The sequence below is a fragment of the Parageobacillus caldoxylosilyticus genome (genome assembly GCF_019272935.1).
GTDB lineage: Bacteria > Bacillota > Bacilli > Bacillales > Anoxybacillaceae > Saccharococcus > Saccharococcus caldoxylosilyticus.
The window spans coordinates 1,018,690-1,031,695 of sequence record NZ_CP040553.1 but is presented as its reverse complement, the minus strand read 5'-3'; the positions used below and the strand labels follow the sequence as shown (position 1 = coordinate 1,031,695).

Here is a 13,006-nt window from a genome sequence, read left to right as displayed (position 1 = left end):
AAGAAAAAATGAGAAGGAGAATGAGTGATGCCGGCAATGATTATTGGCGGAATTAAAGTGACGAACGTGAGCGGAAATGGCACGGTCAATATGGGAGATGTGCTGCAAATCGCTCCGAAAAGCACAACAAAATCAAATTCAGGGGCAGGAGGAGGAAATTCAGGCGATTTTCTGCAGACGAATACGTTTTGCAGTGTTGTAAATCTATTAGACCCTGATGCGGTAGACTCAGGGGTGAAAGGCAATAATTAGGTGGTCGTGATGGACAAAGACCATCTTTTTCTTTTGCGAAAAGTTATATATACTATAATTATGAATTTTCTAAAACATAGTTAGGAGATGGGAGAATGAATGTGCCATTAGTGTTGACACAGTTTTTAGATCGGGCTGTTTCCCTGTATGGAGACAAAACGGCCATGATTTGTTCCGGACGAACAGTTACATACAGACAGCTAGGCGAGCGCGTAAATCAACTTTCTCACGGTCTAAAACAGTTAGGGGTAGAAAAAGGGGATCGCGTGGCATATTTAGCGCCAAACACGCTCGAAATGCTAGAAGGATTTTACGGCGTCTTTCAGCTCGGTGCGATTATAGTGCCGTTGAATACGCGCCTCAAGCCCGCCGATTATTTGTTTATTTTAAATCATAGCGAAAGCAAAGTGTTGTTTGTCGATCAAGACTTGTACCACTTAATTGCGCCGATTAAAGATCAGCTGCAAACCGTAAAGACGATTATCGTTCATCAAAAAAATAAAGAAACAAATGAAATCGATTACGACGAATGGCTCGGGCAATATCCAGCTGTGCCCGTTGGACGTCCGGATATCGATGAGAACGATGTATGCAGCCTTTTATATACAAGCGGAACGACGGGAAATCCAAAAGGAGTCATGCTGACGCACCGCAACAATTACCTTCATGCGTTGATTGCGATGCATCATCTCCGTGTTTCCGATCAAGATACGCATTTGCACGTATTGCCGATGTTTCACGTCAACGGCTGGGGGGCGCCGTTTTATTATACGGCAAACGGAGCGACGCAAATCGGCTTGCGTAAAGTCGATCCAAAAGTGATTTTTGATTATATTCAAACGTATCAGGTTAGCGTCATGCATATGGCGCCGACGGTATTAAATATGCTTTTGCAGTACTATGATGAACATAAGCCGGCGATTGACCATCCAGTCCGTGTCGTGATTGCCGGTTCGGCGCCGCCGCCAGCGTTTGTCACGCGCGTCGAACAAGAGCTTGGCTGGGAGTTTATTCAAGTATACGGCATGACGGAGTCTTCTCCGCTTAACACGATCTCAACGATCCGCCCGCATTTGCGCCATTTGCCGCTGGAAGAACAATATCGTATAAAAGCAAAAGCGGGGTATCCGATGATCGGTTGTGAAGTAAAGGTGGTAGATGAATACGGTGATGAAGTGCCTCATGATGGAAAAACGATCGGTGAAGTCATTATAAGAAGTAACAATGTCATGAAAGGGTATTGGAAAAATCCAGAGGCAACGATGGAGACCATTCGCAATGGCTGGTTATATACTGGTGATATGGCAACAGTAGATGAATATGGAAATATTGATATTGTCGACCGGAAAAAGGATATTATTATTAGCGGCGGGGAAAATATTTCTTCGATTGAAGTAGAAGGGGTGCTGTACGAACATCCAGCGGTTCTGGAAGCAGCGGTGATCGCGGTGCCGCACGAAAAATGGGGAGAAACGCCGCATGCATTTGTGGTCGTGCGTCCGGGGCATGAAGTGACAGAGCAGGAATTAATCGCGTTTTCACGCGAAAAGCTCGCCCATTTTAAAGCGATTACCGGCGTTACTTTTGTGGAAGAATTGCCAAAAACGGCGTCCGGGAAAATTCAAAAAGTGCAGTTGCGCAAACAATATTGGGATTCCGTTGGGAAAACAGGCCGTTATGTGAACTAAAAAATGGGGGCCCGCATTATGCGGCGCCTTTTTCTATTAAAGCATGCAGAAAGAAAGGAGAAAAAATGAGCCAACAATCCAATGCACAGCGAATTATAGTGATTGACGTGCTGCGCGGTTTTGCTCTATTAGGAATTTTGCTGGCAAACATGCCCCACTTCTCCTCGCCAGCCATGTACGACGGAAGCGTAAAGGAAGGAAGCTGGCTTGACCGCGGAACGATGGCGGCCATTGACGTTGTTTGCGAAGCAAGCTTTTACCCGTTGTTCGCCTTTTTATTTGGTTTTAGCATGGTTTTATTTCGCCATCGGCTGCAGCAAAGACATCTCCCGTTTGAATTCATTTTGGTGCGGCGGCTCATTGCTTTATTGGCGATTGGGGTGGTCCACGCTTTTGGCATTTGGTTTGGCGATATTTTAATTCCATATGCCCTTGCCGGAGCAATATTGCTTTTGTTTTTCAAAGTCCGGCCGCGCGTATGGCTTATCGGGGCGCTGATTTGCTTTTTTACTCCCCATCTGTTGATGCTGCTGTTGCTTGGAATGACGGTCTTTTCCGGAAAGGAAGGAAGCAGTGAAGATCAAGATGTTCAGCTGGCAGCAGAAGCAATCGATCATTATCAAAACGGATCGCTATCCGATATTTTCTGGCAGCGGTGGAATGATTGGATGTATGTCAACGGTTCAGGAGGGCTGCTGTTTACGGTGGTGACCGTGCTGCCGCTTTGCCTGATTGGTGGATATGTCGCGCAAAAACGATGGATCGAGGAGGCGGAACGCCATACGGCGGTGCTTCGTCATGTAGCGCTTCTCTCGCTGATAGCAGGGCTATTTTTAAAAACATTTCCATACTTTACCGTAAACAATGGTTTTACAATGTATATCCAAAATATATTCGGCGGAACGTCATTAGCGTGTTTTTACGGAACGGCTATTGTTTTATTGTTTCAAAAAAAGCAATGGAAACAAAAACTAATGGTTTTTCAATATATTGGGAAAATGTCGCTGACCAATTATTTGTTGCAATCGCTCTTCTGCACGTTGCTGTTTTATCATTATGGATTTGGCTGGTATGGCAAAATGGGCGTGTTTGCCGGCGCGCTGCTTGCGCTTTTTCTCTATAGCGCGCAGTTAGTGATCAGCCGCAAGTGGCTTATGCATTTCCACTATGGCCCGGCCGAGTGGGTATGGCGCTGGGTGACGTATGGAAAAAAACCGCCTCTGTATAAATAAAAAAGCCCCTCGCAATGGAGTTGTATTACTGAGGGACGGACAGGAAAGGAGATTCGGTTAGCACCGTTTGCTGTAAATAGCGATTGATCAGTTCATCTAGTTCCTGACTGCATTGAATCGTTTCTTTTGCAGTAAATCCGTACGTCAATGCTAATTCGATCATCTGTTGCCGTTTTTCTTCAATTAAAACAAGAACCATTGTATTCACCATCAATCCTTTTTTATTCTGAAGGAATTCTCTTTCTTTCATTATAGAAGCCCTTGAGAATAAACCCTGTCCACGCAATGCCATCATACTTTTGGTATGATTCCAAAGTCATGACTATCGATGAAGAAAAGAACTAAACATTATTATACATATAGCGACGAAAAAAGAAAGGCATTCGCTAAAATAAGCGATAAATTTTCTAATTTAGACAAAATTCAACAAATAGTAGGACTTTTATGTAAAAACGCGAATATAAACGAGTATGCATAAATTTTCAATATGAAAGGAGAGAGTGGGCAATGAAGTTTGTGACAGCGGAGCATCATGGCGAGACGTTTGTCGGCGTCGCCGAACAAGATGGAGGAAAAATCATTCACTTGCGTCTTGCTGAACAGGCGATGGACCAGCGCGCGACGATCCCTTCATCGCTGCTCGAGTGCATTAAGCAAGGGGATTCGTTTCTACGGCGGACCGAAGAAATTGTTGCCTGGGCAAAAGAAAACCGAGGCGCGCAATACGTCTATGATTTAGCTGACGTGCGCCTGCTTGCCCCGATTCCGCGTCCGGCGAAAAATATTTTTTGTATCGGCAAAAACTATGCCGATCATGCGATGGAACTGGGTGGAAAGTCCCATATTCCAGAACATCTTATTGTTTTCTCCAAAGTTCCGACTACGGTTATTGGGCATGAAGAAACGATCTTGCGGCATGCCGGGGTAACCGATGAAGTCGATTATGAAGGAGAGCTTGCCGTTGTCATCGGCAAACAGGGACGAGCGATCCGCAAAGAAGAGGCGCTCGATTACGTGTTCGGCTATACGATCATTAATGACGTAACGGCGCGCGATTTGCAAGAACGCCATGAACAATATTTTCTTGGAAAAAGTTTAGATACATTCTGTCCAATGGGACCGTGGATTGTGCATCGGTCGCTCATTGAAAATCCAAATAAGTTGCAAATTGAGACGAGAGTAAACGGAGAAGTTCGTCAAAAAGCAAATACGGAGCAATTCATTTTTAATATCGAGACGATCATTGAAACCATCTCCCGCGGCATTACGCTAGAACCAGGGGATATTATCGCAACCGGAACACCGGCAGGGGTCGGCAAAGGAATGAAGCCGCCGCGCTTTTTGCAAGCCGGCGATGTCGTAGAAATTACTGTCGAAGGAATTGGAACGTTGCGAAATACCGTTGGGGAATAGAAAAACGGGGCGTTTTCCGTGCTCGCCCCGTTCTTCTTTTTTACGATTCAGTAAATACTTTTTTCACCCGCTCGATCGCCCAATCCAATTCTTCTTTTGTAATGACAAGCGGAGGAGCGAAGCGGATAACCGTATCGTGCGTTTCTTTACACAACAATCCCTCTTCTTTTAGTTTTTCACAATATGGGCGGGCGGAAGTATGGAGTTCTACGCCAATAAACAATCCTCTGCCGCGCACTTCTTTAATGTCCGGATGTTGAATTTCCCGCAGTTTTTCAATAAAGTAGTTACCTAATTCCAAGGAACGTTCCGGCAGCTTTTCTTCGATAATGACATCGAGTGCTGCTATCGATACCGCGCATGCAAGCGGGTTTCCGCCAAAGGTGGAGCCGTGTGAGCCAGGATTGAAGACACCGAGTATGTCACGGTTGGCTGCAACACAAGAAATTGGGAATACACCGCCACCTAATGCCTTGCCGAGAATGTACATATCGGGAACGACGTTTTCCCAATCGCAGGCGAACATTTTTCCGGAACGGCCGAGACCGGATTGAATTTCATCGGCGATATAAAGAACGTTATGTTGTTTACATACTTCATATGCCTCTTTTAAGTAGCCTTCCGGCGGGATATTAATTCCTGCTTCGCCTTGAATCGGCTCAAAAATAAAAGCTGCCGTATTCGGTGTAATCGCTTTCTTTAATGCTTCCACATCGCCGTATGGAATGATTGTAATGCCTGGAAGCATCGGGCCGAATCCGCGCTTATATTCTTCGCTCGAAGACATCGATACTGCAGTCATTGTCCGGCCGTGAAAATTGTTTTCACAAACGATGATTTCCGCTTGATCTTTTTCTACCCCTTTTACGTCGTACGCCCAGCGCCGTGCTGCTTTAAACGCCGTTTCCACCGCTTCTGCGCCGGTATTCATCGGCAGCACCATATCTTTGCCGGTCAGCTTTGCTACTTTTTCATACCAGGGACCAAGCTGGTCGTTATGGAAGGCGCGCGAAGTTAAGGTGATGCGGTTTGCCTGTTCTTTTAATGCCTGAATGATTTTCGGATGACGATGCCCTTGGTTGACGGCTGAGTAAGCGCTTAACATATCCATGTAGCGATTGCCTTCCGGATCTTCTACCCATACCCCTTCCCCTTTGCTGAGGACGACTGGAAGCGGGTGATAGTTGTTGGCGCCGTATTGCTCGGTTAAACGAATGATTTCGGTTGTTTTGCTCATGAGCGTTCCTCCTAATAATAATGAAATTGGATTTCGCGCTATTTCTTATTATAGCAAAAAAGAAATCCCTTTGTCAGAAAATTGTGGTGGCTTGATTGATATGCATAGGATCTATTGTTGGAAATATCAGGATAAAACGGCACGAGTCCGATAAAATTTCTTTGCGTGAAAAACAACTGTTGAGTTTGTTTTTTTTTATTTTTCCATGCTATGATGAAGATGAATATATGGAAATGGAGGGATCATATGACACACGCGCATATTACAAGCTGGTTGATTGCGATCATATTGTTTTTGATCGCTGTGTCGTTGCAGCGGTCTGGATCTGCGAAAGCGAAAATGGTACAAATGGTGCTGCGATTGTTTTATATCATTACGATCATAACGGGTGTGCTTTTATTACATAGCCTTGCTTCGTTGTCCATATTATATGTGATTAAGACGCTTGCTGGTTTATGGGTAATCGGAGCGATGGAAATGGTTTTAATGGCGATGAAAAAAGGAAAAAGTACAGCCGTTGCATGGGTGCAGTGGGTTGTCGCGCTCGCCCTTGTTCTATTTTTAGGCTTGATGTTGCCACTAGGAATCGATCTCTTTTAAAACAGGAGGCAATTCCGGATGGGGTTGCCGCTTTTTCGTATATATAAAATGTGGTATGGTTAGCAGAAATATTGCCGCTACGCCCAAGGGTATGTGCTATATCCGCCGCTGGCGGCAGAGGAGTTAGCAGGGTATATGGCGGCGCGAAAAAAATAAAAAGCGGGGGAAGAAATTCCTCTTTCCCCCGTTTATCCAAACTGGGTGCAAATAAACCGCTCCCCGTTATTAAACGTGATTTCAAAGTGATCTTTATATGTATTCCCTCGTTCGTAGTAGTGCTGAACATTGCTGATTAGTTGGGTGTTGTCGTAAATAATGAAATTCACGCCTGTATATTTTGCAAACAACAATCCATTGTAGCAGTATAAACAATCATATAACGAAAAGCCAAGATTATTTAGCCATTGCACGAACTGAAAAAATGTATGGTCCGGAAGCGCTGCCAGCCACTCTTGATAAGCATAGGAAAAGCGTTTGTGAAAACGGACGCGGTCACCGGTCTGAAGCGGCAATATGCCGATGCCTGTATCGACGGTTCCGTTTTTACGCAAATAGCCGTGCAGCCATTGGCCGTAACGGAACAATTCTATTTTCCCTTCAGTCATTTCCTCTAACAATGATGCTTCTTCCTCTTCCTCATCAAAAAAAACCCATTCGTCGTTTACAAATTCAACGGTTCCTTGTATATAGGCCCGCTGTTGTTCAGTGATGCATTGTAGGCGCTGTTCGATATTCAAGTTTTCTCCTCCTCCTTATATTTCTTGTTTTTCCAGATTATCTTCCATTTATTCGTGCTGTTGTTGCCATCGGACAATTCATCGAAATGCGAGGGATTGCATAAAATGGAATCATGCCAATACAGAGAAGGAGCATGTTGCTAACAGGAAAGGGCAAGTGTTGGTCGTGAACGTTCGAACAAGAGGATGTAATAAAATATAGTGAGCCTTGTTGATGGAAAAGGAAAGGGAAATAGTCCGGAGTATAGGATGTCCAGCAAATAACTTTTTTGTATTTAAAAGAAAGGGTTGGTTCGTATGTGCGGCATCACTGGTTGGGTGGATTTTCAGCGTGATTTGCGAATAGAAAAAGAGATTATCTTAAATATGACCGAGACACTGGCAAAACGCGGACCTGATGACACAAATACATGGTTTGACCAACACGCTGCGTTTGGACATAAGCGGCTTGTCGTCGTGGACCCGAAAGGCGGAAAACAGCCGATGACAAGACAAAAAAACGGCTACAGCTATACCGTTGTTTATAACGGGGAATTGTACAATACGGAGGATATTCGTAAAGAGCTATTAAAAAAAGGATATACATTCCAAGGGCATTCGGATACAGAGGTATTATTAAACGCCTATATCGAATGGAAAGAACGCTGCGTCGAGCTGTTTAACGGAATTTTTGCCTTTGCGATTTGGGATGAACAGCGGGAGCAATTATTTTTGGCGCGGGATCGCCTTGGTGTCAAGCCGCTTTTTTATCGTCACGACGATGACGGTTTCTTGTTTGGTTCGGAAATCAAGGCTATCTTGGCACACCCGAATGTAAAGGCGGAAGTCGATTATGAAGGGTTGGCGGAAGTGTTCGGATTGGGGCCGTCACGGACGCCAGGACACGGGGTGTTTTGCGGGATTAAAGAATTGCGTCCGGCGCACGCGTTAACGTTTTCCCGTGAAGGGGTAAGAGTATGGCGCTATTGGAATGTGCAAAGCGATGTCCATCGAGATTCGTTGGCGGAAACGGTGGAAAAACTGCGTTTCCTCCTTACCGATGCGGTAACGCGCCAGCTTGTTTCCGATGTGCCTGTCTGCACCTTTTTATCCGGTGGGATCGACTCGAGTTCCATTACCGCCATTGCGGCGACGGTGTTTGCCGAAGAAGGAAAAGGGCAGCTGCATACGTATTCCATTGATTACGAAGGCAATGACCAATATTTTAAAGCGAATGATTTTCAGCCCAATGCGGACGCTCCTTTTATTGACCTGATATCGGAAACGTTTCAAACCGTCCATCACCGCTGTGTCATTAGTCAGGAAGACTTGTTTGACCACTTACGGGAGGCAGTGATTGTCCGGGACGTTCCAGGCATGGCCGATGTGGACTCTTCTTTACTATGGTTTTGCAAACAAATCCGCAAAGATTTTGTCGTTAGTTTATCTGGAGAGTGTGCCGATGAAATTTTTGGCGGCTACCCATGGTTTCATCGTCCAGACGATTTGGCGAGGAACGGATTTCCATGGATGCGTTCGACAGAAGCACGCATCGATTTGTTAAAGAAAGACTGGAGAAAGAAATTGCGGCTGGACGAATATGTACAAACGCGCTTTTACGAAACGATTGCTGAGGTCCCAAGGCTCGAAGGGGAAAGCGCTGAGGAAGCAAAGCGGCGCGAGCTATTTTACTTAAACATGATTTGGTTTATGACGACCCTCCTTGACCGGAAAGACCGCATGAGCATGGGCGCCAGTCTTGAAGTCCGCGTGCCGTTTGCCGATCATCGTCTAGTCGAATATGTGTGGAACATTCCATGGGAAATGAAAATGTATGGCAACCGTGAAAAAGGCATTTTGCGCAAGGCGCTCGAGGAGATTTTGCCGGAAGAAGTACTCTATCGCAAAAAAAGCCCGTATCCGAAAACACATCATCCGCTTTATACGAAACTAGTGAAAAATTGGCTAAAAGAGCTGTTGAACGATCGCTCGTCGGTGCTTTATGAATTTTTCGATACTAAAAAATTGGAAGAGTTAGTGGAAACAGAAGGGAAATCGTTCCATGTGCCTTGGTTTGGGCAGCTAATGACAGGACCGCAGCTGTTGGCGTACCTTGGCCAAGTGCACGTATGGTTCCAACACTATGGCATTACGATAAAGGAATAGAGAAGAGCTGCGCTTGTCGCAGCTCTTTTTACCAGTTTTTTATTTGATAAAGGAGAAAGCTATATGGAGGAATAGCAGCACGCAATGTTTCGGCTTCTGCAGCAAACTGTTCATTTGTCCATAAATTGACAAGCCATTTTCCTTTTAAGGACAAAGGAACGGTGATGTCAATCTCCTTACTGCTATTGTTGATCATGACTAAAATCGTTTCATCTAGATAGGTTTTCGTATATATTAAATGGTTTGATTCATCGCTTGCATCCATAAATGTAATTTTTCCCCGCCTGAAAGCGGGATGGGCTTTGCGAAGCGCAATCAGTTTTTTTACATGCTCCAATATATCCCTATTTTGTTTTTCTTCCTCCCAAACCATACATTTCCGACATCCTGGATCTTGCCCGCCGGTCATGCCAATTTCATCGCCATAGTATATGCATGGCGAACCGGTAAAAGAGAGCTGAAATAAAAACAACAGTTTGACCTTCCGAACATCATTGTCGCACACTGTTAAAATTCTCGGTGTATCATGGCTGCCAAGCAAATGAAACGCCACTTCGTTGACGTTTTCCGGGTACGAGTGAAGAACATTAGTAATGATATTCGCAAATTGTTTGGCGCCAATTTCATTTTTCGCAAAAAAGCGGATTGCTCCATTGGTAAATGGGTAGTTCATGACGGCATCAAACTGATCGCCGCGCAGCCATGGCATCGCATCATGCCAAATTTCTCCGAGAATATAAACGTCCGGTTTCATAGACTTTACTACCTGACGGAATTCGCGCCAAAATTGATGGTCTATTTCATTGGCTACATCGAGCCGCCAACCGTCGATGTCAAATTCCTGAATCCAATAGGCCGCTACGTCTAACAAATATTTTTTCACTTCGGGGTTTTCCGTATTTAGCTTTGGCATTTGTGCGACAAATGCAAACGCGTCATAGTTTGGCCTCGGTGTTGTCTGGAGTGGGAATTCATGAATATGGAACCAATCTTTATATTTAGATGCTTCCCCGTTTTTCAGCACATCTTGAAACGGTGCAAAATAGTAGCCGCAATGATTAAACACCGCGTCTAACATGACACGTATCCCTTTTTCATGACAAAGATCAACTAGTTTTTTGAATGTTTGTTTATCGCCAAAGTGAGGATCAATTTCGAAATAATTGGTTGTGTCATATTTATGGTTAGAAGGTGCGTGGAAAATAGGCGTTAAATAAATGCCATTAACGCCAAGGTCGACAAGATAGTCGAGATGCTGGATAATCCCTTCTAAATCGCCGCCGAAAAAGCTCGTTGGTGTCGGGTCTTCACTTGCCCATGGCAGTGTTCCTTCTGGATCAATAGCTGGATTTCCATTAGCGAAGCGTTCAGGGAAAATCTGATACCAAACGGTGTCTTTCACCCATTCCGGTGCATGAAATACATCTATTTTATTTAAAAACGGAAAGCAAAAATAATAAGCCGTATCGTCTGTCGGTGCCTCATGATAAAACCCTTTTTCTGTATATACTATTTTTTCATTTCCGGACGTTAACTCAAATCCGTAGCGAAGGCGGCGATATGGGGGAATTACTTCGATAAACCAATAGTCAAATAAATCGTCAAATCCGCTTTTTACCATAGGTGCACGATTTAGCTGCCAGACGCCATCTTTCCATTCATATGGATCGGCGTAAAGAAGATGAACGGCTTCCACATCATCCTTTTTCGTGCGCAGGCGAATATGTAATGTTTTTTCGTCGTATGCGTAAGCAAAGTTATCTTTGGGACGATGATAAATCGCTTCTTTAAACATGTTCTTAACACTCCCTTTAAATAAACGCAATCGTTTGCACTTTGATAACTTTTTTATTTAAAGAGTAGAGTAATTGAATAAAAAAGTCAAATTTTACTGAAAAAAACTTGTAAAATAAAAAATAGGCGATATAATGGGGATAAATAATGCAACCGTTTTCCTATAAGAGTACGATGCGATTTTAATTGCTACGCCGATCACGATCGTGCTTTTATGTTTGCAGCGCTATTTCATTTCCGGCTTAACAGCGGGTGGAACAAAAGGGTAATAACCGTTATGATAAAAATGGTATTGCCCCTTTCCGAAAAAACAAACGATATTACGATTAAAGGGGGGAAACGGAAATGGGGAATCGAGTATTCGCTCTGTTTATACTTCCGTGTCTTCTTTTTTATGCGTTTCCGGTACAAGCCGCTGAAAAAGAAGAACGAACCTGGCAGGATGAAGCAATTTATTTCATCATGGTTGACCGCTTTAACAACATGGACCCAAGCAATGATTACAATGTCAACGTCAATGACCCGAAAGGCTATTTCGGCGGTGATTTAAAAGGAGTGACTGCCAAACTGGACTACATTAAAGAGATGGGGTTTACGGCGATTTGGCTCACGCCGATTTTCAAAAACGAACCGGGCGGGTACCATGGCTATTGGATTCAAGATTTTTACAAAGTCGATCCGCACTTTGGCACGATGGAAGATTTAAAAACATTAGTCAAGGAAGCGCATAAACGCGGGATGAAGGTCATTTTAGACTTTGTCGCCAATCATACGGGGTATCATCATCCATGGCTGAATGACCCGGCAAAAAAGGATTGGTTCCATGAGAAAAAAGAAATTTTCGATTGGAATAACCAAAAGCAAGTAGAAAACGGCTGGGTGTACGGCCTCCCGGATTTGGCGCAGGAAAATCCGGAAGTGAAGCGCTATTTGATTGATGCGGCGAAATGGTGGATTAAACAAACTGACATCGACGGCTACCGCTTAGATACGGTTCGCCATGTGCCAAAGTCATTTTGGCAGGAATTTTCCAAAGAAGTGAAGTCCGTAAAAAAAGATTTCTTCCTTATTGGTGAAGTATGGAGCGAGGACCCGCGCTATATCGCTGATTACGGCAAATATGGCATTGACGGATTTATCGATTACCCGCTTTATAACGCGGTAACGAAAACACTGACGAAGCGCGATCAATCGTTGCGTTCGCTTTACGACGTATGGGAATATAACAAAACGTTTTATGACCGTCCGTACTTGCTTGGCACGTTTTTGGACAACCATGATACGGTCCGGTTTACGAAGCTGGCGATTGACAATCGGCAAAATCCGATTTCACGAATCAAGCTTGCTATGTCATATTTGTTCTCCGCTCCTGGCATTCCGATTATGTATTACGGAACGGAAATCGCGATGAATGGGGGAGAAGACCCGGATAACCGCCGTTTAATGGATTTTCGCGCCGACCGGGAAATCATTGATTACATTAAAAAACTTGGCGAATTGCGGCAAAAACTTCCTTCCTTGCGGCGCGGTGATTTTACGTTGCTGTATGAAAAAGACGGCATGGCCGTATTTAAGCGCCATTACAAAGACGAAACAACGGTGATCGCCATTAATAATACAGGAAAAACACAAAAGGTGCATATCACGAATGACCAACTGACGCCGGGAAAAGAGCTGCGCGGGCTGCTTGCCGGCGATTTAGTGCGGAGCGACCGCGATGGCTATGATATTATTATCAATCGCGAAACGGCGGAAATTTACGCGCTTGCCGATAAAACAGGGATCAATATTCCTTTTATCATGGCGATTGTCGCTGTTTACGTATTATTTATCCTATTTTTGTACCTTGTTAAAAGGCGGTCGAAACAGGCGACGTAAGCTGGCGTTCCAAAACAGTAAAAATGAATG

The 13,006-nt window shown here is 44.3% G+C and carries 11 protein-coding genes and 1 pseudogene; 8 read left to right on the top strand and 4 right to left on the bottom strand.

The window, feature by feature from the left end:
• Nucleotides 1–27 precede the first annotated feature (27 nt).
• The 3 genes from BV455_RS05240 to BV455_RS05230 all read left to right on the top strand — a co-directional run bounded on the left by BV455_RS05240 (nucleotide 28) and on the right by BV455_RS05230 (nucleotide 3,172).
• Entirely contained in the window at nucleotides 28–252 is a 225-nt protein-coding gene (locus BV455_RS05240; protein ID WP_017436504.1) for a spore germination protein, read from the top strand.
• 95 nt (nucleotides 253–347) lie between these two features.
• Nucleotides 348–1,940 (top strand): long-chain-fatty-acid--CoA ligase, encoded by a 1,593-nt coding sequence (locus BV455_RS05235; RefSeq protein ID WP_218687818.1) that lies wholly within the window; start codon nucleotides 348–350, stop codon nucleotides 1,938–1,940.
• Nucleotides 1,941–2,005: 65 nt separating this feature from the next.
• Nucleotides 2,006–3,172, top strand: a complete 1,167-nt coding sequence (locus BV455_RS05230; RefSeq protein ID WP_218687817.1) for a DUF418 domain-containing protein — start codon at nucleotides 2,006–2,008, stop codon at nucleotides 3,170–3,172.
• 25 nt (nucleotides 3,173–3,197) lie between these two features.
• Here the strand turns inward: BV455_RS05230 and BV455_RS05225 are convergent, their stop codons facing one another.
• The gene (locus BV455_RS05225; protein WP_042408765.1) at nucleotides 3,198–3,371 is read right to left on the bottom strand and encodes an aspartyl-phosphate phosphatase Spo0E family protein; all 174 of its coding nucleotides are present in this window, start codon (nucleotides 3,369–3,371) and stop codon (nucleotides 3,198–3,200) included.
• A 308-nt stretch (nucleotides 3,372–3,679) separates the two neighbouring features.
• Here BV455_RS05225 and BV455_RS05220 point away from each other — a divergent pair, with 308 nt between their 5' ends.
• A complete protein-coding gene (locus tag BV455_RS05220) occupies nucleotides 3,680–4,585 on the top strand; it encodes a fumarylacetoacetate hydrolase family protein (protein WP_061579030.1) in 906 nt (301 codons plus the stop codon).
• A 40-nt stretch (nucleotides 4,586–4,625) separates the two neighbouring features.
• Here BV455_RS05220 and BV455_RS05215 read toward each other — a convergent pair whose 3' ends face one another.
• Nucleotides 4,626–5,822 (bottom strand): ornithine--oxo-acid transaminase, encoded by a 1,197-nt coding sequence (locus BV455_RS05215; RefSeq protein ID WP_061579031.1) that lies wholly within the window; start codon nucleotides 5,820–5,822, stop codon nucleotides 4,626–4,628.
• Nucleotides 5,823–6,068: 246 nt separating this feature from the next.
• On the opposite strand from BV455_RS05215, the gene BV455_RS05210 reads away from it, so the two are divergent.
• A complete protein-coding gene (locus BV455_RS05210) occupies nucleotides 6,069–6,422 on the top strand; it encodes a YisL family protein (protein ID WP_042408672.1) in 354 nt (117 codons plus the stop codon).
• Nucleotides 6,423–6,610: 188 nt separating this feature from the next.
• Here the strand turns inward: BV455_RS05210 and BV455_RS05205 are convergent, their stop codons facing one another.
• Nucleotides 6,611–7,159, bottom strand: a complete 549-nt coding sequence (locus BV455_RS05205; protein ID WP_218687816.1) for a DUF2777 domain-containing protein — start codon at nucleotides 7,157–7,159, stop codon at nucleotides 6,611–6,613.
• Nucleotides 7,160–7,456: 297 nt separating this feature from the next.
• On the opposite strand from BV455_RS05205, the gene asnB reads away from it, so the two are divergent.
• A complete protein-coding gene (gene asnB / locus BV455_RS05200) occupies nucleotides 7,457–9,304 on the top strand; it encodes an asparagine synthase (glutamine-hydrolyzing) (protein ID WP_042408679.1) in 1,848 nt (615 codons plus the stop codon).
• 28 nt (nucleotides 9,305–9,332) lie between these two features.
• Here asnB and BV455_RS05195 read toward each other — a convergent pair whose 3' ends face one another.
• On the bottom strand, nucleotides 9,333–11,099 hold the full coding sequence (locus tag BV455_RS05195) for an alpha-glycosidase (protein WP_042408683.1): 1,767 nt from the start codon (nucleotides 11,097–11,099) through the stop codon (nucleotides 9,333–9,335).
• A 175-nt stretch (nucleotides 11,100–11,274) separates the two neighbouring features.
• On the opposite strand from BV455_RS05195, the pseudogene BV455_RS05190 reads away from it, so the two are divergent.
• Nucleotides 11,275–11,367, top strand: a pseudogene (locus BV455_RS05190) (sugar ABC transporter permease); the annotation flags it as partial.
• Nucleotides 11,368–11,443: 76 nt separating this feature from the next.
• Entirely contained in the window at nucleotides 11,444–12,976 is a 1,533-nt protein-coding gene (locus BV455_RS05185) for an alpha-amylase family glycosyl hydrolase (RefSeq protein WP_218687815.1), read from the top strand.
• The last annotated feature ends 30 nt before the right edge of the window (nucleotides 12,977–13,006 follow it).

Bases quoted from the DNA above. Each gene is read 5' to 3' on its own strand.
- BV455_RS05215 (WP_061579031.1), bottom strand. From the start codon at position 5,822: ATGAGCAAAACAACCGAAATCATTCGTTTAACCGAGCAATACGGCGCC.
- BV455_RS05195 (WP_042408683.1), bottom strand. From the start codon at position 11,099: ATGTTTAAAGAAGCGATTTATCATCGTCCCAAAGATAACTTTGCTTAC.
- asnB (WP_042408679.1), top strand. From the start codon at position 7,457: ATGTGCGGCATCACTGGTTGGGTGGATTTTCAGCGTGATTTGCGAATA.
- BV455_RS05185 (WP_218687815.1), top strand. From the start codon at position 11,444: ATGGGGAATCGAGTATTCGCTCTGTTTATACTTCCGTGTCTTCTTTTT.
- BV455_RS05225 (WP_042408765.1), bottom strand. From the start codon at position 3,371: ATGGTTCTTGTTTTAATTGAAGAAAAACGGCAACAGATGATCGAATTA.
- BV455_RS05240 (WP_017436504.1), top strand. From the start codon at position 28: ATGCCGGCAATGATTATTGGCGGAATTAAAGTGACGAACGTGAGCGGA.
- BV455_RS05220 (WP_061579030.1), top strand. From the start codon at position 3,680: ATGAAGTTTGTGACAGCGGAGCATCATGGCGAGACGTTTGTCGGCGTC.
- BV455_RS05230 (WP_218687817.1), top strand. From the start codon at position 2,006: ATGAGCCAACAATCCAATGCACAGCGAATTATAGTGATTGACGTGCTG.
- BV455_RS05210 (WP_042408672.1), top strand. From the start codon at position 6,069: ATGACACACGCGCATATTACAAGCTGGTTGATTGCGATCATATTGTTT.
- BV455_RS05235 (WP_218687818.1), top strand. From the start codon at position 348: ATGAATGTGCCATTAGTGTTGACACAGTTTTTAGATCGGGCTGTTTCC.